This window comes from Candidatus Amarolinea dominans, from assembly GCF_016704685.1.
GTDB lineage: Bacteria > Chloroflexota > Anaerolineae > SSC4 > Amarolineaceae > Amarolinea > Amarolinea dominans.
The window spans coordinates 211161-229867 of sequence record NZ_JADIZS010000002.1; the positions used below are offsets into that span (position 1 = coordinate 211161).

Genomic DNA, 18707 nt, shown 5'->3' on the forward strand with positions numbered 1-18707 from the left:
CGGCACGCCCTTGCGCCCCGAATTCATTCGGCGGCTGCCGGTCGGCGCCGGATACCTGAGCAGTACCCTCAGGCGCTCATGGGCGCCGCGGCATCGGCGCCCAAGTCGGCGTCATTCAGAATCGCTTCCACGTTCAAGATGAGCACCAGGCGTTCCTCGAGGGTGGCAATGCCTTGCAGATAACGACCGCTCAGGCCGGCGATGGCGTCTGGCGGCGGCTGAATGGTCTCAGCGGCAATGCTGACGAATTCACGCGCGGTGTCCACAATCAGCCCGGCCGTGCGCCCGGCCGAGGTGACCACGATCAAGCGCGTGCGCAGGTCATACGGCGCCTTGTCGAAGCCAAAACGCCGGCGCAAATTCAGCGCCGGAATCACCTGACCGCGTGAAAAGACGACTCCATCCACGAACGGGCGCGCATTGGGCACCGGGGTGATGTGTTCAACCATCTCCATCTGTTTGACGGAGCGGCTGCGCAGGCCGTAGGTGGTGCCAAGCAGCTCGAACAGGATGTAGGGTTCTGTCTCCTGCTTCGTCTGCTGCTGTTTATCGAGATCGGCGCGTCTTTCTGACATTCATCCTCTCCTTTTTGCTCCCTCAGCGCATACGGGCGGCGCGCAGCAGCGATCCGGTGTCCAGAATGAGCACCACGCGGCCATCGCCCAGTTCTGTGGCGCCGGCCACGCCCTGCACCTGCACCAACGGATCGGTGACCGCTCGCACAACGATCTCGCGCTTGCCCTGGATACGGTCCACCACCACGCCCAACAGGTTCGAATCGCTGCCGACGACAATCACCTGCTGCTCATGGCCGGCGCCGGAGGGGGCGGCCGCGGCGCCGTTCAGGTTGAAAAAGTCGGCCAATCGCAGCAGGGGCAGCACGGCGTTGCGATAGGCCATGATTTCATTGTGTTCGAAGCGGGTGATGGCAGCCGCCGTCAGTTGCAGCACTTCGCGCACCACGGGCAGGGGCACGGCAAAACGCTGTTCCCTGACACGGACGATGAGCGCATCCACAATGGCCAGGGTCAGCGGCAGCTCGATGACGAAGCGCGTGCCCTGGCCCGGCTGCGTTTCCAGGGTGAGCGAACCGCCCAGCCCTTGTACCGTGTCCCTGACGACGGACATTCCCATGCCGCGACCGCTGGCCAGATCCGCCTCATCACGCGTTGAGAAGCCGGGAGCACAGAGAACATCGAGCAGGCTGTTGGCGTCCAACTCTGCGTCGCGGCCGAGCAGGCCGTGGGCGCGGGCGCGCACCGCTACAGACTCGATGTCCACCCCACGGCCATCGTCGGCCACTTCGATGATGACCGCATCGCCGGCAGCCGCTGCGCTGAGCAGCAAATGGCCCTCGGCCGGCTTTCCCGCGGCCACGCGTTCGTCCGCCGATTCCAGGCCGTGGCTGAAGGCGTTGCGCACCAGGTGCAGCAAGGGGTCAATCAGACGTTCGACCACGTATTTGTCAATTTCGGTTTCCTGACCCTGCAAGGTCAGCCGTACTTTCTTGTCGCTGTCGCGGGCCAGGTCGTGGATGACAAACTGCATGCGGGTGAAGACTTCGCCCACCGGCACCATGCGCACGCGCATCAGGCCTTCGCGCAGGACACGCAGTTGGCGCTCCAGGGCCAGGTTGATCTCCTGCAGGTTGCGCATGCCCAGCGCAGGCGCCTGGGCCTGCAAGGAGGTCAGGCTGTCTTCCAGGCGGGCGCGGCTGATGACCAGGTCGCCCATCATGCGCATGAGGTCATCCAGGCGCCCCAGGTCCACACGCACGACATTGGTGGGCGCCAGCATGGTCGCTGCCGTATCGAACGCAGGATGGGACGCCGAGGCGGCGGGGGTGTGGTTGGTGCGCGGCGTGACCGCCGGCCCGGCAGGGCTGAGGAGCGCAGCGGCGGAAGCCGATTCGACCGGCGCCGCAGGGTCGCTTGAAGACGCAGCCGCGGCGGGCTGCTGATCGGCTGTGAAGGGGGCGGTCAGGCCCGGTGGCGGGTTGGTCCAGTCCACCGGCTCGCCGTAAAGACCATCCTCTTGCCAGGCAGCAACCAGGGCCGGGGTAGGCGAGCCGGCTACCACGAACTCGAAGGCGATGGCGCCATCCGAGCCAATCTGCGGCGCGGCGTGGATCAAGGCGCCGACCTGCTGCAGGCGGGCGCGAACCTGGTTGACGGTGATGCCTCGACCGGCCAGTTCCGGGCTGGGGACGAAGTGAAAGCGCCAGGCGGCCTGGCCGGGAAGAAGCGGAAGCGATGGGGATGGAAGCGACGGGGATGGAAGCGACGGGGATGGAAGCGACGGGGATGGAAGCGCTGGGGATGGAACGGCGGCCGAAGGCGCGTCGTACACTGGCGTCGGGGGGACGGGACGCGCCGGAGGTGTGCCATCGCTTCCGAGGCTGAACAGGCGCTGGCTGATCGGGCGAATGTCCGGCCCGCTGCGCTCGTCACGCCGCGCGGCGATGACTTGCGCCAGAACGACGGCGCCAGCATTCAAGGCAGCCAACACGGCCGCACTGAGCGCCAGTTTGTCCTGATGCACCGCGCGCAGGGTGTCTTCCATCTGGTGCGCCAACTGCTCGGCATCTTTGACGCCCACCATGGCCGACAGCCCTTTGAGCGTGTGAAAGCTGCGGAAGAGGTCATCCAGCAGGGTGTGATCCAGCGCTGGCGCGTTGACAAGTCCCTCCAGAACCAGCAGGCGCTGCCGCACGATCAACAGATGCTCGTCGCACTCCGCAAAGTAGTCGTTGAGGAATTCGGCAAAGAAGGCGCTGTCAAGAACGGTCGGTGCAGTCATGGGCGGCTCTCCTGCCCCGATAACAGTTTTTCCACGGTGGCGGGGAGGGCGAAACGGCAGGGGGGGGGGCCTTTCGGCCATGGTGGGGAGTCACAAGAAAATACTACGCATGACACGATCCCCTCTCGCTACGCAACGCTGACCGCCATGACGCGGCTGGGAAACAGACTGTGCAGCAGCGGCAGCAGCGTCAGCGCCAAGTCAGGCTTGACCAGGTAACCGCTGGCGCCCACAGCCACGGCCGCCACACGGTATTCGAGATCGTCATACGAGGTGACAATGACAACCCGCGGGGCCAACGCCCGCTGACAGAGCAGGCGGGTGGCCTCCAAACCATTCATGCCGGACATAATCAGATCAATCAGAACCAGATCGGGGTGCAGGTCGTCGTCCAGGTCGAGCGCTTCGGGTCCTGAAAGGGCCTGGCCGACCACCGTAATGTCTGAAAAAAGAGTCAGGAATTCGGTGATGGCGTTGAGAAAATCCGGACTATCGTCTACCAGTAAGACACGAATCATGATGGGTTGAGCCTCTCATGCCAGTGTCGCGTACCACGCGGGCAGAGGCCATCAGGAAAAGGCGAATTGGATTCAGGGAAAACCTGATTTGTACTAACTTCAGTCGTCGAGGCTGACCAGGCCGGTGTGAACGGCGTAGCGCACGAGGCCGGCGATGCTGTGGATGTTGAGGCGTTCCATCAGTTGGGCGCGATGGGTTTCGACGGTTTTGATGCTGATGCTGAGTTGATTGGCAATGCCCTGGGTGGTTTGACCCTGGGCAATCAGGCGCAAAATTTCGCGCTGGCGCGGGGTCAGTTGATTGGGCGTTGCGAGACCTTCTTTGAGGTGACTCGTGGCCCGGCTGCGCGCGCCGTTGGCATCCGCATCGCCGCCCTGTTGTTTGACAAAGGCCGAGACGACATGCCGGGAGACGAGAGGGCTCAGGTAGGCCTCGCCACGCATGACGGCCCGAATCGCCAGTTCAAGCTCGCCAATGCTCGAATCTTTGAGGAGGTAGCCCTTGGCGCCGACGCGCAGGGCCTGCAGCACATACTCTTCGTCGGCGTACATAGAGAGGATGATCACTTGCAACTGCGGATGGGTGCGCCGGAAATGGGCGGTTAGTTCCAGGCCATTGACGCCCGGCAGGGCAATGTCCATCAGCACCATGTCAGGGTTCTGCTGCGCCACCTGCCGGATGGCGCCCTCGGCATCGCTGGCCTCGGCCACCACGGTCATGTCGTCCAGGCCGGCGAGCAAAGCCCGTATGCCGGCGCGTACCAGGGAATGATCTTCAACCAGGAGAATGCGTATCATCTACACAAGCCTCAGCCTCCGCCATCAGGGGGCGATAACACCCAGGGAAAGTCGGCCTGGATCGTGGTGCCAGCGCCAACCGCCGATTCAATGACAAGATGGCCCCCGGTGAGTAGGGCGCGCTCCTGCATACTCAGAAGGCCAATACTATTGCCAAGCACCGCGCGTTCACGCGCGGCCGCCACATCGAAGCCGCCACCGTCATCGCGCACAGTCAGCGATAGACGGTCGGCCGTGCGCTGCAGCGTCACCCAGACCGTGCTGGCGGCGGCGTGACGCGCCACGTTGGTCAGCGCTTCCTGGGCGATACGAAAACAGGCCGTTTCGAGGGCTGGCGGAGGCCGCTTCTCTTCCAGGTTGACTTCGACATGGGCGGTCAGGTCCATCACCTCGGCCTGGCGGTTGACATACCAGCGCATGGCCGCGGCCAGGCCCAGGTCATCCAACAAGGAGGGGCGTAGGGCGAGAGAGAGGTTGCGCACCTGCTGCAAGGCGCTCTCCACCATCCCGATGGACTCACGTAACGGTTTGTCGAAGACGGCGGCGCCGGGCCTACGCTGCATGGTTTGCAGGTTGATTTTGATGATGGTCAAGATCTGTCCCACTTCATCGTGCAGTTCACGCGCCAGATGACGGCGCTCAGTTTCTTGCGTGGCCAGCAGGCGCCGGGAGAGGCCCTGCAGGCGCTCGCGCTCGCGCTGTAACTCCAGGCGCAGGCGCACGTTTTGGAAGCCGACGGACAGCAAATCACAGACCTCCCGCACGATTTCGACATGCTCGACGGTGAACAGGCCACGTGTGGTGGTCGCCAGCACCAGGCCGCCCGTCGCCTCTGTGCCAATGTGGAGGGGCGCGCTGAGTACGCTGTGCAGACCGCTGTCCACGAACGCACTGAATCCAGGGTAACGCTGCAGGACCGCGCCAATATCGTCGAACGCCAGGACCGCAAACGCCTGCTGTGTACGCAAGAGACAAGGCTCTTGCAGGGGCCAGGCCTGGCGGGGAAATTGGGTCAGGGCCGGCCCGCCCTCCTGGTGCAGGACGTAAACCGTGTTGCGGACCAGGTCGAACTCAACCACAGCCGCGTAATCGTAGGGGACGAGGCGATGGATACGCGAGACGACGTTGACGGCCAGTTCCTGCAGCGTGTTGGCCGTCAGAATGGTGCGGTCCACGTCATGGACAAAGTTGAGTCGTTCAACAAAACGCGCGAGCAATGGCTCAACGCGCGTCAACTCAGCATCAGGCTGCTCGCGCGCGGCCGCCTCATGCATGAGACTGCCGTTCGACGAGCAAGGCATCCATTGCCCGTTGCATCTCGATCCACATCTGCCCAATCTTCTCCTGCGCCTCGCTGAAATGCCCGGGCACCGCGATGATTTCAAGCGTTTGGCAGAGGGCCGTCAAGCGCAGCGCGCCAAACATGGCGCTGCTCGATTTCAGCGTATGCGCGATACGCCGCAGCGCCACCCAATCCTCAACGGCCAAGGCCCGCTGCAGCGCCTGCGCCTGTTTGGGCAGGTCATTGATATAGCCTTCGATCAATTCATTGAGCACATGCGTGTCCTGGTCGCCCACCAACAGCCGCAGCTCATCCAGGGCATGGCGGCTCAGAACCACTTCCGCGGTCAGCGTTTGCGGCGCCGGCGCCACTGGCGCCGGCAACGTGCGTGCGTGGCCCAGTACAGCCGTCAGAGCTTCGATGCGGACCGGCTTGGCCACATAGTCGTCCATACCAGCCGCCAGACAGATCTCGCGGTCCTCCGACATGGCGTGGGCCGTCATGGCGATAATGTGCGGCTGCCGGCTCAGATCGAAGCGTTGGCGAATCAGCCGCGTCGCCTCCAGGCCATCCATCTCCGGCATCTGCACGTCCATCAGGACAACATCGAACGACTGGCGCTGCAACGCCTCCAGAACCTCAAGCCCGTTGGCCGCCACCTCGGCCCGATACCCCAGGCGCTCCAGGGTGCGCAGGGCCACCTTCTGGTTGATGGCGTTGTCTTCAGCCACCAGGATGTGCAACGGATGGCGCTGGGCAAAGTTGGCATCAAAACGGGTCAATGCAGGTTGGGTGGCCGCGACCTGGGCAGCGCCCAGCGCCGTCAGGAGCACCGACTGCAATTGGCTCTCCTTGACCGGTTTGTTGAGAAACGCGGCCAGGTTGAGACCGGCGGCTTGGCGGCGCACATCTTGCGCGCCCAGGGAGGTCAATACGATCAGGGGCAGGTGCAGGCCATCGGGCAAGCGCCGAATCTCGCGCGCCAGCGTCACGCCGTCCATCTCTGGCATCTGCACATCCATGATGACCAGGTCGAACGGCGTATTTAGGCGCAGCAGAGTGAGCGCCTCCTGGGCGGAGGCCACGGTATGGCCGATCATGCCCCAGGCCTGTGTTTGCAGGAGCAGGATGCGCCGATTGGTCTCATTATCATCCACAATCAACACCCGCTTGTCGTTGAGCTGCGCCAGGTTGCCCACGGGTGACTGGCCCAACGGCGCGGCGGCGGCCGCTGCATAAATCGTAAAGTGAAAGATGGAGCCGCGATTCACTTCACTCTCGACCCACATGGCGCCGCCCATCAGTTCGGCCAGGCGTTTGCTGATAATCAGCCCCAGGCCCGTGCCGCCGTAACGGCGCGTGATCGAGGCGTCAACCTGGCTGAAAGCATGAAAAAGCCGATCCATCCGCTCCACAGGGATGCCGATGCCGGTATCGCGCACAGAAAAGTGCAGTTGATAGGCCGTAGATGCGGTGGGCAGCGCTCCTTCTTCTGTTGGCGGGCGTGCCGGCACAGGCTGCGCCGCGACCGATAGCACCACCTCGCCATGCTGCGTGAACTTCAAGGCGTTACCGATCAGGTTCACCAGGATCTGACGTAGACGCGTCATGTCACCGACGATATGACTGGGGACGTTGGCATCCACATAGGATACCAACTCCAAACTCTTTTCCGTTGCCTTGGCCGCAAAGAGATCGAGCGCCTCTTCGACGCAGACACGACTATCGAACGGCTGTTGCTCCATCTCCATGTGTCCAGACTCGATCTTGGAAAAATCGAGAATATCGTTGATGATCGTCAGCAGGGCATCGCCGCTGGCGCGAATAGTTTGCACAAAATCGCGCTGTTCGCCGCTCAGCGTCGTGTCCAGGAGCAGCCCGGTCATGCCGATGACCGCGTTCATGGGCGTGCGAATTTCGTGGCTCATGTTGGCCAGAAATTCGGACTTGGCCCGCGTCGCGGATTCCGCGGCCACCAGTGCGGCGTCGAGCGCCTGGTTCTTGCGTTCCAGTTCTTCACGCGCCTGCTTGCGCGCCATGACGCTGCCCAGGCTGCCGGCTACCGTGAACAGCACCGATTCCTCATACTCTGACCACTGACGCTCACTGTGACAGTCATCGAAACCGATGAAGCCCCAGAATTGCCCGGTCACCATGATCGGCGCCACCAGCAGGGAGCAAATGTCCTGCGGTCCGAGCAGGAGGCGTTCATTGGCAGGAAAGTCGCACACACGGCCGCAGAGCGAGGAACCGGAAGAGAGAACTTCATACCAGCGGGGCATCAACGCGTAGCTGGCGTGCTGTAAGGCCGGATTGTCAATCTGCGGCGTGGTCTGGTCACTGACCCACTCGACGCGTTGACTGACCAGGTGTTCACCGGTCAGAGAATTGTCGTGGCTCTCGAAGATGTAGGCGCGGTCCACATTGGCAGCCTCTCCCAACATGCCCAGCGCCTGTTGGATCGTCTCGTTGTCGTCGGCTCGCAGCAGGTGGTTGACCGCATCGGCCACGCCGCGCAGGAGGCGATCCTGGGTGCGCAAGGCTTCCTGGGCGCGCTTCTGCTCCGTGATATCGTGACTCAGGCCGACCAGGCCCACGATCAGGCCGCTGCTGTCGCGCAGGGGAACTTTCGTCGTCGCGCACCAGGAAAGAGCGGCGGTGACCTGGTCAATCACCGGCTCTTCATGATTGATGAGCGGTAGGCCGCTGCGCATCAGCTCCTGCTCATCGGCATAGTAGCGGCTGGCATGTTCCTGGGAAAAGAACTCGAAATCGTTCTTTCCCAGCACCGCTTCCTGGGTGGCAGCGCCTAAGAGCCTGATGTGGGAGCTGTTGTTGAGCAAAAAGCGGCTCTGAGTATCTTTGACGTACACGTAGTCGGGCAGATTGTCAATCAAGGTGCGTAGCAGGTTGCGCTCCTCGGCCAGCATCATTTCGATGCGTTGACGGTCGAGCAGGTCCCGCTGCAGGGCCACGTAGAACTGCGCGTGTTCCAGCGCCTTGCCCGCGGCCGAGGCCACGTTCAACGCCAGCGCAATCTCCTCGTCACTAAACTCCCGCCACGTAATGGCGTCAAGCCCGATCGTTCCGATCACCTGGTCGCGCACCAGAATTGGCACAATCAACAGGGAGATCGTGCCGCGGCGACGCTGCATATCATGAATCACCGCCTGGCGTTCGTCGTGCTGAGCGTCGCGCACGACCAGCGGTTTGCGCTGCGCCAGCACGTACTGCGATGCGGCATTGTTGGCAACCGGGATTACCACGCCTGCGGCCGAAGGCCGCCCGGGTGCGCAGTATTCGGCCACCACGCAGATCCTTGCCGTCTTCGCTCAACAGGGTGGCGGCCGCCTGTGGCACATCGAAGGCGCGCGCCAGTTCCTCGCAGAGGATGGTCAAAATGGCCGTGGGTTCCAACGCGGAGGAGGTGGCGGCCAGCGCGCGATTGAGCAGCAGCGTCTCCCGCAGGCGTCGCTCCAACTCTGTGTCAGACGACTGACACAGGCTGTCGTAGTCCAGGCTGAGCCGCGTCAGGAAGTCGAGCCAGGCTGCGTCGTTGGCCGGCAGAGCTTCTGACGTCAGGCCGGTTGCCTGCAACTGGCGCTGGAGCAAGGGATTGATCATAGCGCAAGCCCTTTCATCACGAATCAAAAGGCGCGACCGTCAAGCGTCGCTCAACTGGGCCACCGTGGCGAGCATCTCTTTTGGGCTGAACGGTTTGCCGAGGAAGCCATTGGCGCCGGCGCTGAAGGCACGGTCGAGGTCCCGCACATCGCCCAGCGCCGTCAGCATGATGATCGGTACATCGTGCCAGGCTGGATTACTGCGCACGGCCTGCACCGTCATGAATCCATCCATGACAGGCATAGCCACATCGCAGAAGATCAGGTCGGGCTTTTCGGCCGCCAACAGGAGTAGCGCCTGCTCTCCGTTGTTTGCAGTGCGCACCTTATACTTGGCGGACTCGAGTATGAAGCGCACCAGGCGACTAATCTGAAGATCGTCGTCAATCATGAGGATAGATTTGATGGCCATCGTCGTCTCGCTGTTCTGAAAATAGACCGCAAATTGCATGGACGGTCTCTTCTTCATGGCTTGGCTGTGTCCCCGGCGCTGTCTTCAATCGAGCTGAGACAAGGGCGTCTGGCAAGGGATAGCCAACATTGTAAACGGAAACGTTCAGCCTGACAAGTCAGTCGTCATACCGGATGCACAACCGCGGGAGGAGGGGCCTCACCTCATCCCCCGGCCCCTTCTCCTCTCCGCGCGGCGGAGAGGAGAAGGGGGGAAGATGGCGGCCCTGCGGGCGGCCTGCGAATCCAAATGTACCCGGAATCGAGGCTTCAGCCGGTCTGCCACAGAGTTCTCAAGTGCGGGAGGAGGGGCCTCACCTCATCCCCCGGCCCCTTCTCCTCTCCGCGCGGCGGAGAGGAGAAGGGGGGAAGATGGCGGCCCTGCGGGCGGCCCGCAGGGCGAGACGCCCGCGCTCCTAGCCGTTGATTTTCAAGTCGGCCACAAGCAAAGACGCAGACATGCGCCTCAAGGTGCGAGTATGGGGCTTGTGGGCTATTGCTATCCAACAATCAGTAAATTATACTGACTGTTGAACGTTGAGGTTTGCCAACGTGATCTGCCAACGTTGCAGCCCAACGCGATATTCTGAACCAGGCGGTATTATTCTATGAGTCAAGTTCTTGACAGCCACGAACTGTGGCAACGGTTCGATCATGACCATGCTTTCTTGAGTGAACTGGCCGGACTCTTCTTCGAGAGCTCTGGTTTGATGCTGGCCCAGGTCTCCGAGGCGGCGCGCTGTGGGGACCGGCAGACCGTCATGCAGGTGGCGCACTCGCTCAAGGGCGTCGTCAGCAACTTCGCGGCCAAGCCCGCATTCGAGGCGGCCCGTCGCCTGGAAGAAGTGGCACGCCACGACAACCTGGCGCGCATGACAGAAGCCAGCACCACCCTGGAAACAGAAGTGCAGCGCCTATGCATGGCTCTCGATCAGATCAGCCGGCCAGGCATGCAGGGCTGGGCTGGGCTACAGTAGGTTGACCGGGTCAACATCAATGTGCCACCCCGCGGGCAGGGTGATGAGGCGCACCACCGCGCTTGGATCACTGCCACGTCCCCGCACCAGGATGTGCCAGCGGTAGCGATAGCGCAGCCGCGCAAAAAAGCAGGGCGCCGGCCCAATCATCCCCACATCGCTCATCCCCAACCGGCTGATTTCCCCTTGCAACAAACGTGCAACTCGCTGCGTCTCCGCCTCTGCCTGCTCTGCGTTGCTGTGACTGTACACCAGGCGCACCAAGCGCGTCAGCGGGGGATAGTCCAACTGTCGCCGATAATCCAATTCCCGCCTGAAGAAACTGATGTAATCATGCTGACTGGCCGCGCTGACCGTGTAATGGTCGGGGGTATAGGTTTGGACAATCACCTGTCCGCCGCGTGCGCTACGGCCGGCGCGCCCAGCCACCTGCATCAACACTTGAAAGGTGTGTTCGGCGGCGCGCATGTCGGGCAGATACAGCCCCATGTCAGCGCTGATCACCCCTACCAACGTGACCATCGGCAGATCAAGGCCTTTGGCAATCATCTGCGTGCCGATGAGCACATTGGCCTGGTGATTGCTGAACTGCTCCAGGATTTCGGCATGGGCGCCCTTGTGCTGCGTGGTGTCACGATCCCAACGCAGTGTGCGCGCCTGCGCAAACTGCTCGCGCACCGCCTGTTCGATGCGTTGCGTGCCAGCGCCCAGGTAGCGGATGCGAACACTGCCGCAGGCCGGGCAGGTGGTGGGCACCGGCCGGCGACGATTACACTGATGACAGAGCAAAAAAGGCGTCAGCACCGCCTGCTCCAGGCGACGGGCGCCCTGCGGCGTCAGCTCAACCCCTACCGGCTGCTCCTGCTCCGCCAGGGGGCCATGGTAGGTCATGGGCAGTTCGCAGCGGGTACACTGTTCCACATGGCCGCAATCCCGGCACATCACCACCGTGGCATTGCCGCGGCGGTTGAGGAACAGAATGGCCTGCTCGCCCGCGTCGAGCGTTTGCTGCAGAGCGGCTTGCAGGGCGCGGCTGAGAATGCTGCGGTTGCCGGCGCGCAGCTCCTGGCGCAGGTCCACCACCGTCACCTCGGGCAGCTCGATCGTCAAGGGCTGGACATCCCCACCCTCCGTGCCTGGCCGATGCCCCATCACCCGGTTGTGCAGCGACAGGAGCTGCAACTGACCGCGCTGCGCGGCATAGAAGGTTTCCAGCGCGGGCGTGGCACTGCCCAGGATGACCGTCGCCCCCGTCAGTTGACCCAGGCGCAGCGCCACCGCGCGCGCCTGATAGCGGGGCTGGCGTTCGTGCTCCTTGTAGCTGCTATCGTGCTCCTCATCCATGATGATGACGCCCACATTGGTCAGCGGCGCAAAAAGCGCGGAGCGCGGACCGATCACCACCGGCAGCTCGCCCCGACGTATCCGCCGCCAGGTGTCGAAGCGTTCGCCGACCGAGAGATCGCTGTGCCACACCGCGATCCGATTGGGGAAACGCACCGCGAAACGGGCGATCGTCTGCGGCGTCAGTGCAATTTCAGGCACCAGCACAATGGCCTGCTGCCCCTGTGCCAGCGCCGTGGCAATGGCACGCAGGTAGATTTCCGTCTTACCGCTGCCGGTGACACCAAACAAGAGAAAAAAACGGCTACTCATGTTGGCCGGCCGCGCTGCGGTCAGCACAGACTCGATCGCGCCCCAGGCCTTCTCCTGCTCGGCGGTCAACAGCGGCGGCGTTTGCTGAGCAAAGGTGCGGCCGGCCAGGGGATCGCGCATCACTTCGACCGATTCCAGCGCAATCAGGCCGGCGCCGGCCAGTGTACGCAGGGTGGGCATGTCCACATTGGCCGCGGCCAGCACGCGGCCCACCCACAGCGGCTCGGCGGACTCACGCAGAACATCGAGCACTCGTTGATATTTTTCGCCCCCGCGCAGGCTGATCACGGCCGCGTCGGCTTCGGCGGGCGTCAGCGCCAGGGAGGCCTGGCGGCCGTGGGTGTCCGGGGCAGAAACGATGCGAATCGAGCCGCGATCCGCCAGGGCCTGCAATGGCCCTGGCCCACAGCCAGCCAGTTTTTGCAGCGCGTCCATCGTCAGCACCGGGGGCGTGTGGCGTGCCAGCATCTCCAGGGCATCAGCCTGCTTGCTGCGGCGCCCCAGCGTGGGCAGCACCTGGCGGATGGTCTCCGGGTCCGCCAGCAGGCGCACCAACGGCTGCACGTGCGGGCGCACCGTGGGCGAGGTGACGGCGCTGCGCCGCGTGACCAGGCCGCGCCGCAGCAGCGGTTGCAGCACGCGGCTCTGCACCCAAACCGGATTTTCCTTCTTGAGCACACGCTGGCTGGCATCGTTGCGTTGCAAACGCACCAGCAAGGCCCGCTGCTCGGCGCTCAGATCATCGGGCAGCGGCCCCGCGCCCTGGCGGCTCAGGACGACATCCACCCGCTGGGCCACGCCGGCCGGCAGCATGATAAAGAGGCAATCGCGCAGCGGCGCCAGGTAGCGCTGACTGAGCCAACGCGCCAGTTCCAATTGCACAGCCGATAGCACCGGCTCAGCCGCGGCCAGTTCAGCCAGGGCGCGCAAGGTGACGCCCGGCGGGGCATCCGACCGCAGGCCGACCACGATCCCTTGCAGGCGGCGACCACTGAACGGCACCCACACCAGGTGCCCAGGTTCGATCTGTCCCTGCAGCAGCGGTGGAATCTCGTAGCTAAAGATGTCGCTGGTGGCCGCGTAGCCACCGGCGCGGTTGACCGGCGTGTTGACAACAACGTCGGCCACTGCGCAGGGCACAGCCGTGAGATCAGCGGCGGGCATTGCGAGATTGTTCAAAGTCGGTTATACTCCTGCCGGTGTCGTTCCTGACCCAAGAATCGGGGCAGCGCCGTCGTTCGATCTGAACAGATTCAACCACCGGCGCGTGATCTGGCAGCACTCTCCTGTCAGGCCACGTTATTATGCCGTATTTGAGGCACATAGGCAATTCTGTTCGTGCTGTAAGGTTTGAGTCGCATGACAAGGCAACAACCAAATGTGAGGACCGTCAGCGGGCAGGATGAAAGCACCGTCATGACGCGCCTGTCGCCATTTGTGGCACGCGAGGCCGAGTTGGCCTGGCTGCAGGCCCGCTGGGGCCAGGCCCTGCGCGGCGACAGTGTGCTGGTGGCCGTCGAGGGCGACGTTGGGGTGGGCAAGGCGACCCTGGTTGACGTATTCGGCGCCCAAACGACCACGCAAGGCGCCCTGTTCGTCAGCAGTCGCAGCTACGACACCGGGTTGCACATACCCTATCAACCCTTGATCGAACTGCTGGCGTCGCTGTGGGATCAGTTGACCAGCATCCTGGGGCCCGACCTGCCAGCCGACCTGAATCTGCCGACTACGGTTTGGGCTGAGGTTGGGCGTTTCGTGCCGGAGGCCCTGCTGACCGGCTCGGTGGCAACGCCGGCGCCCGCCATCGAGGGCCGCATAGATCAAAATCGGTTGCACTCCGGTCTGTGCAACTTTCTGAGCGCCGTTGCGCGCGTGAAACCCCTGGTCATCGCCCTGTATGATGTTCAATGGGCTGATCGCTCGACGCTGGCGTTCATCCACTATTTGGTGCATATCGGCCGCCCGCTAAACAACAGCATGCGCCAACCGCTGATGGTGGTCCTGACCCATCGCCCGGATGAAATAGACGATTCGCATCCCCTGCATCATCTGCTGCGCGGGGTGCGCACCAATGGCAGAGTGAGTGGCTGGAACGGCATTCAGGCGGTGCAACGGCTCCGGTTAGCGCCGCTCAGCCAGGAGGCCGTCGGTCAATGGCTCATGGCGCTGCTGCCCGGGGCCGCAGACCCCGCCCTGGCGCACTACCTGTGGGAAGGGTGCGAAGGGAACCCGCTCTTCTTGTTACACACCCTGGCCGATTGGCAGGAGCGCCATCTGCTGGCGGCGAGCGCCCAGGCCTCGCCCCCCGGGCAGCCGATGGTTGCGGCTGCAGCCAACCCAAGCCGGTGGCCGGCGCTGGCGCCGAACGTGCGCAGCGTCCTGCAGCAGCGTCGTGCCGGTTTGAGTAGCAACGGCCACCAACTCCTCCTGGTATTGGCGGTGAGCAATTGGCCCCTCGATCTCGAACTGGCGCGCCGCGTGCTCGATTGGAGTCCCCAAACCCTGCAGACCACCCTGGCCGAACTGGCACCGACAGGCCTGCTCTGGCTGAGAGCAGAGCCGCGGCCTGAGCGCACGGCCAGCGCGCCGCCAGAGAACCGGGTCATCGGTCTGAGCCATAGCCTGATTCGCCGTACGATCTACGACGATGCGCGTGCGGATCAGGCCCGGCGCCTGCATCGCCTCCTGGCCGGCCAGTTGAATGCCTGGCATGAGCAGGGCGATGTGCAAGCGGCGGTGAAGGCCGCCATGCACGCCCGCCTGGCCGGCGCCAGCGATGATGACATCCTGCCGGCGCTGATGGCCCTGGCCGGCTGGGCCTTCAGCCTGAATGCCCTGGACAGTGCGCGTGAGTTGTACTGGGGCGCGCTGTCGCAAGCCACCCAGCCCGGGGACACGACCACCCAGATGCTCATTCATCGGGCGTTGGGTGATATCCACGAGTTGAACGGCGATTACCGGGCCGGCCTGGAACACTATCAGGCCGCCCTGGGGTGTACCGGTGACGTGGCGGAGCACATCCTCATCCGCTGTCGCATGGCCCAGGTGAGTCTGCAACACGATGATCGGGAGAATGCCGCCGCTCACGTGCAGGCCGCTTGCGACAATCTGCCGGCCGACCTCATCACAACCCTGCCGGCTGATCTGTTGACCCAGCAGGGAGAGGTCATGCTGCGATTGGGTCAGTTGGAAAAGGCGCAACAAAAACTGCTCCAAGCCCGCTCTGCCGTAGAAACGCGTGGCGACGTGAGCAGTCGCATCCACCTGGCGCATGTCCTGGCTGATCTGTCTACGCAGACAGGACAAGACGATGCCGCACTCAACCTGTTGCAGCAGGTGCTGAACCTCCCCGGCTCCGATCTCTGGCAGATCCGCACGCATGAACGGTTGGGGGAGATTCACCAGGCGGCCGGTCGCCTGGCAGAGGCCGAGCATCATTCTGCGCTGGCCCTGGAAGGCTTTCAGCGCCTGGGCGCCTGGAAGCAGCAGGCCCAACTGCTGACCGTCCTGAGCACGATTTATGAAGGCCAGGGGGATATGTCGCGGGCACTGGGCGCGCCCGCGAGGCCGTCGTCATCTATCGGATGCTAGAGCGCATCCCGATCCTCACCCACTAGCTCGATCTCCTGCTTGAAGATGCGGCGCAAGATCGCGATCGTGGTCGCATAGGTCGCATCTACGCCGAAGAAAGACAGACTCTTGGACAGCAACTGCTGACGGCGGCTGTACGGCGTGTCTGACGCGTAGTGCAACACGCCGATGTCGTAGGGCGCGTTGATGAAGAGATTGACGATTTCGTCCTGCGGGTAGCGCTGCGGGTAGATGTCCTCGTACAGGGCGCTCAAATACGGCCCGGTCTCCATTTCGATGTCGGTGTAACCCTCACGGTAGAAGATGCTCATGAACTCGCGGTTTTGCAGAAAGGTGCCGCGCACCGTGATCGCCTTCTGATTGTCGAAAACGCTGCCAAATGAGAGATAGGGCGCCACATCGGCCGCGGTGAAGCTGTTCTTGAACAGGAAGGTGTTACGCGAATGTTCATCATAGACCACGTTGGGAATCATCACATCACCGACGCGGCCATTCAGGGTGGCTGCCTTGCCCATGAAATAGGCGCCGCGCAACTCCGGCACGCTCGTGGTCACCTGCGCCAGGATATGATAGGCCGCCATCCCTAACGGATAGTCAATGTTGATGATGATGGCCTCGCTCTGGCGCAGGCGCTCCATCTGCGGCAGTTGCAGGCGCGGATCGCATTTGGCCGGATCAATCCGGTTTAGTTCGATGATGTGACTCGACACATCGAGATAGGCCGGCGTACTGATGGTGCTGATGCCCGATGCGGTCTCGGCCTGCCGATAGTCGGCCATGCGCTGCGTGTGGCCGCGCTCTGCCAAAAAGAAACGCTGGATGTAGTAGAGCAGATTGAGCAGGCGCCCCTGTGAACCGATGGCCTGGGCAGTCTGCGCTTCCGGCCACAGGTTTTCAGGATTGTTCGTCTCCAGAAAAGTCAGCAGTTCGGCCCGGTATTGGCTGGCGAAGCCGCACAGGGCGTTGGGCAGGCTGTGCGTGTTACTCGAAACGAAGTAAATCGGGCGCCTGGTGACCGTCGCCGCATCGAGGCGCCCCTGGCTGGCCTCGGCGGTGCGGTCTTCGATGGTGCGCCACCAGCCTTGCGTAGCTTTGCGGTAATCGGTGCGTGACCCCGCCAACAGGTTAACGAACAGGTTCATTTCGTACTGGCCAATCTGCTCCAGGCGTTCGGCCAGGTGAGATCCCCAGGTGCCCGCCAGTTTCTCCAGGTCATCGCTGCTCATCTCCAAAATCTCTTGCAGCGCCTCCTGCTCCACATCGCCCAGCGGCTTGCCCTGCACATGGTGCTGCTTGATGGTCTGCAGCAGCACGGAACCGCGCAGGCGCATGTGCATCTTGTTCCACTCGATCTGGAAGGCGGTCAGGATGGGGATCAGATCATCAATGTCGGAGACGCTGGCAATGAAGCAGGCCAGGTTCTCATGATCGTCATAGAACATGCGCCGCCGCCGCGCCGGCGCGCGCACCAGGCGCCAGCTTTCGATGGCCCCGTAGCCGCGACGGGCAAAGACATCTTCCGATTGGCCGAGCAGCACGTAGCGCACATGCACGATCTCCGGCGGCAGGCGCAGCCAGGCGTAGAGAAAGGCAGAGATGTCCGGCTCCGGGTCGGCCGCTTTGAAGTGCAGGCTGGAATTGGTGCTGATGTGCGCTTCTTCCAGCGAGCGCACGCGAATGGAACCGCTGCTGCGCAGCAACGAGTAGTAGGTGCGCAGATACAGTTCGATGCCTTCACTGGTGGCAAATGGGACCGCGCGATCCATACAATGACTCCTTTCTCTAGGCCAGGTAGGCGGACAGGCCGCGCTCCTTCAACGCCTCGGTGATTCCCTTGACCTCTTGGGCGCGCTCACGCGGGCAGATCAGCAGCGCGTCGGCCGTATCAATCACGATCATGCGCTGCAGGCCGATGGCCGCGATCAGGCGCTGTTCGCTGAAGACGAAGCTGTCATGCGTGTCCAACAGGATGTGCGGGCCTTGCACCACGTTGCCCTGCTCGTTGGCCGGCAGTTCATCGGCCAGCGCGGCCCAACTGCCCACGTCGTTCCAGCCGATGTCCACCGGCAGGACGACGGTGTCGAGCGCGCCCTCCATGATGCCAAAATCAATCGTTTCGCTGCGAATCTGCATCCAGGCCGGGACCCAGGCTACGTCTGCAGCCGGCTGGTTGAGCGACGCCGCGATCGCGGCCAACTGGGCGCTCAGTTCGGGCATCTGGCGGGCAATCTCAGCGAGGATGCTATCCGCGCGCCACAGGAACATGCCGCTGTTCCAGGAAAACTGGCCGCTCTGCACGAAACGCTCGGCCGTCTCACGATTGGGCTTTTCGGTAAAACGCAGCACCCGGTAGGCGGTCAGGCCATCCAGCGTGGTGATTTCCGGGCCCCGCTCCACATAGCCATAGCCGGTTTCAGCATAGGCCGGTGTGATGCCCAGGGTGACGAGGCGCCCCGGTGTGCTCGCCACCTCCGCGGCGGCGAGCAGGGCGCGACGAAAGGTTTCCTTACGTGCAATCAAATGGTCGGCCGTGAGAATGGCCATCACCGCGTCGGGGTCGCGCTGACGCAGGAGCGCAGCAGCCAGGCCAATCGCGGGCGCTGTTCCGCGCCCGACCGGCTCCCCAATGACGTTGGCGCGGGGAATAGCCGGCGCCTGCTCGCTCACCAGGTCAACGTAGCGGGCATTGGTGATGACCAGGACCCGCTCCGCCGGGATGATGGGCGCGATGCGGGCGTAGGCCTCTTGCAGCATGGTGCCTTCGCCCGTGAGATCGAGGAATTGCTTGGGGTGAGCCTGGCGGCTGCGCGGCCACAGGCGGGTGCCGCCGCCGCCAGCCAGAATGACGGCGTACAGGTGTTCGTTACGGTGCATCGTCAAAGACCTCTCTGTCCTGGCGCTGATTGGGCGCTTTGCGCAGCCCGGGCTACGCATGCGCCAGTATAGCACGGTGGGCGCTGCCAGGCCAAACTGACGCAGCAGTTCCAAATGTAGCACACATTCAACCACAAAG

Annotated in this window: 13 protein-coding genes; 2 read left to right on the forward strand and 11 right to left on the reverse strand. The window is 63.3% G+C overall.

Translation table 11 applies throughout. From position 1 onward, the window contains the following. Positions 1–68: 68 nt before the first annotated feature. The 8 genes from IPF85_RS02510 to IPF85_RS02545 all read right to left on the reverse strand — a co-directional run bounded on the left by IPF85_RS02510 (position 69) and on the right by IPF85_RS02545 (position 9471). On the reverse strand, positions 69–575 hold the full coding sequence (locus IPF85_RS02510; RefSeq protein ID WP_343406488.1) for a chemotaxis protein CheW: 507 nt from the start codon (positions 573–575) through the stop codon (positions 69–71). Positions 576–597: 22 nt separating this feature from the next. Beyond that, a complete protein-coding gene (locus IPF85_RS02515; RefSeq protein ID WP_343406489.1) occupies positions 598–2799 on the reverse strand; it encodes a chemotaxis protein CheA in 2202 nt (733 codons plus the stop codon). 128 nt (positions 2800–2927) lie between these two features. Beyond that, positions 2928–3317, reverse strand: a complete 390-nt coding sequence (locus IPF85_RS02520) for a response regulator transcription factor (protein WP_343406490.1) — start codon at positions 3315–3317, stop codon at positions 2928–2930. Between the two features lie 99 nt (positions 3318–3416). Next, positions 3417–4115 (reverse strand): response regulator transcription factor, encoded by a 699-nt coding sequence (locus IPF85_RS02525; protein ID WP_343406491.1) that lies wholly within the window; start codon positions 4113–4115, stop codon positions 3417–3419. Positions 4116–4126: 11 nt separating this feature from the next. Next, positions 4127–5416 carry a histidine kinase gene (locus tag IPF85_RS02530; RefSeq protein WP_343406492.1) on the reverse strand — a complete coding sequence of 430 codons (1290 nt, stop codon included), beginning with the start codon at positions 5414–5416 and terminating at the stop codon, positions 4127–4129. After that, positions 5382–8663 (reverse strand): response regulator, encoded by a 3282-nt coding sequence (locus IPF85_RS02535; RefSeq protein ID WP_343406493.1) that lies wholly within the window; start codon positions 8661–8663, stop codon positions 5382–5384. The genes IPF85_RS02530 and IPF85_RS02535 overlap by 35 nt, the downstream gene beginning before the upstream one ends. Further along, complete coding sequence (locus tag IPF85_RS02540; protein ID WP_343406494.1) at positions 8554–9021, reverse strand: hypothetical protein; 468 nt, start codon at positions 9019–9021, stop codon at positions 8554–8556. The genes IPF85_RS02535 and IPF85_RS02540 overlap by 110 nt, the downstream gene beginning before the upstream one ends. A gap of 39 nt (positions 9022–9060) precedes the next feature. Continuing rightward, on the reverse strand, positions 9061–9471 hold the full coding sequence (locus IPF85_RS02545; RefSeq protein WP_343406495.1) for a response regulator: 411 nt from the start codon (positions 9469–9471) through the stop codon (positions 9061–9063). A 607-nt stretch (positions 9472–10078) separates the two neighbouring features. Here IPF85_RS02545 and IPF85_RS02550 point away from each other — a divergent pair. Then, positions 10079–10447, forward strand: coding sequence for an Hpt domain-containing protein (locus tag IPF85_RS02550; RefSeq protein WP_343406496.1), 369 nt, complete (start codon positions 10079–10081; stop codon positions 10445–10447). Here the strand turns inward: IPF85_RS02550 and priA are convergent. Beyond that, complete coding sequence (gene priA / locus IPF85_RS02555) at positions 10439–13282, reverse strand: primosomal protein N' (protein WP_343406497.1); 2844 nt, start codon at positions 13280–13282, stop codon at positions 10439–10441. The genes IPF85_RS02550 and priA overlap by 9 nt on opposite strands. A gap of 180 nt (positions 13283–13462) precedes the next feature. On the opposite strand from priA, the gene IPF85_RS02560 reads away from it, so the two are divergent. Beyond that, a complete protein-coding gene (locus tag IPF85_RS02560) occupies positions 13463–15694 on the forward strand; it encodes an AAA family ATPase (RefSeq protein ID WP_343406498.1) in 2232 nt (743 codons plus the stop codon). On the opposite strand, the gene IPF85_RS02565 is transcribed toward IPF85_RS02560, so the two are convergent. Next, entirely contained in the window at positions 15691–17460 is a 1770-nt protein-coding gene (locus IPF85_RS02565; RefSeq protein WP_343406499.1) for a hypothetical protein, read from the reverse strand. The genes IPF85_RS02560 and IPF85_RS02565 overlap by 4 nt on opposite strands. Before the next feature lie 16 nt (positions 17461–17476). Beyond that, positions 17477–18568 carry a mannose-1-phosphate guanylyltransferase gene (locus IPF85_RS02570; protein ID WP_343406584.1) on the reverse strand — a complete coding sequence of 364 codons (1092 nt, stop codon included), beginning with the start codon at positions 18566–18568 and terminating at the stop codon, positions 17477–17479. Between the last annotated feature and the right edge of the window lie 139 nt (positions 18569–18707).

Bases quoted from the DNA above. Each gene is read 5' to 3' on its own strand.
- IPF85_RS02510 (WP_343406488.1), bottom strand. From the start codon at position 575: ATGTCAGAAAGACGCGCCGATCTCGATAAACAGCAGCAGACGAAGCAG.
- IPF85_RS02515 (WP_343406489.1), bottom strand. From the start codon at position 2,799: ATGACTGCACCGACCGTTCTTGACAGCGCCTTCTTTGCCGAATTCCTC.
- IPF85_RS02520 (WP_343406490.1), bottom strand. From the start codon at position 3,317: ATGATTCGTGTCTTACTGGTAGACGATAGTCCGGATTTTCTCAACGCC.
- IPF85_RS02525 (WP_343406491.1), bottom strand. From the start codon at position 4,115: ATGATACGCATTCTCCTGGTTGAAGATCATTCCCTGGTACGCGCCGGC.
- IPF85_RS02530 (WP_343406492.1), bottom strand. From the start codon at position 5,416: ATGCCTTGCTCGTCGAACGGCAGTCTCATGCATGAGGCGGCCGCGCGC.
- IPF85_RS02540 (WP_343406494.1), bottom strand. From the start codon at position 9,021: ATGATCAATCCCTTGCTCCAGCGCCAGTTGCAGGCAACCGGCCTGACG.
- IPF85_RS02545 (WP_343406495.1), bottom strand. From the start codon at position 9,471: ATGCAATTTGCGGTCTATTTTCAGAACAGCGAGACGACGATGGCCATC.
- IPF85_RS02550 (WP_343406496.1), top strand. From the start codon at position 10,079: ATGAGTCAAGTTCTTGACAGCCACGAACTGTGGCAACGGTTCGATCAT.
- IPF85_RS02560 (WP_343406498.1), top strand. From the start codon at position 13,463: ATGACAAGGCAACAACCAAATGTGAGGACCGTCAGCGGGCAGGATGAA.
- IPF85_RS02565 (WP_343406499.1), bottom strand. From the start codon at position 17,460: ATGGATCGCGCGGTCCCATTTGCCACCAGTGAAGGCATCGAACTGTAT.
- IPF85_RS02570 (WP_343406584.1), bottom strand. From the start codon at position 18,568: ATGCACCGTAACGAACACCTGTACGCCGTCATTCTGGCTGGCGGCGGC.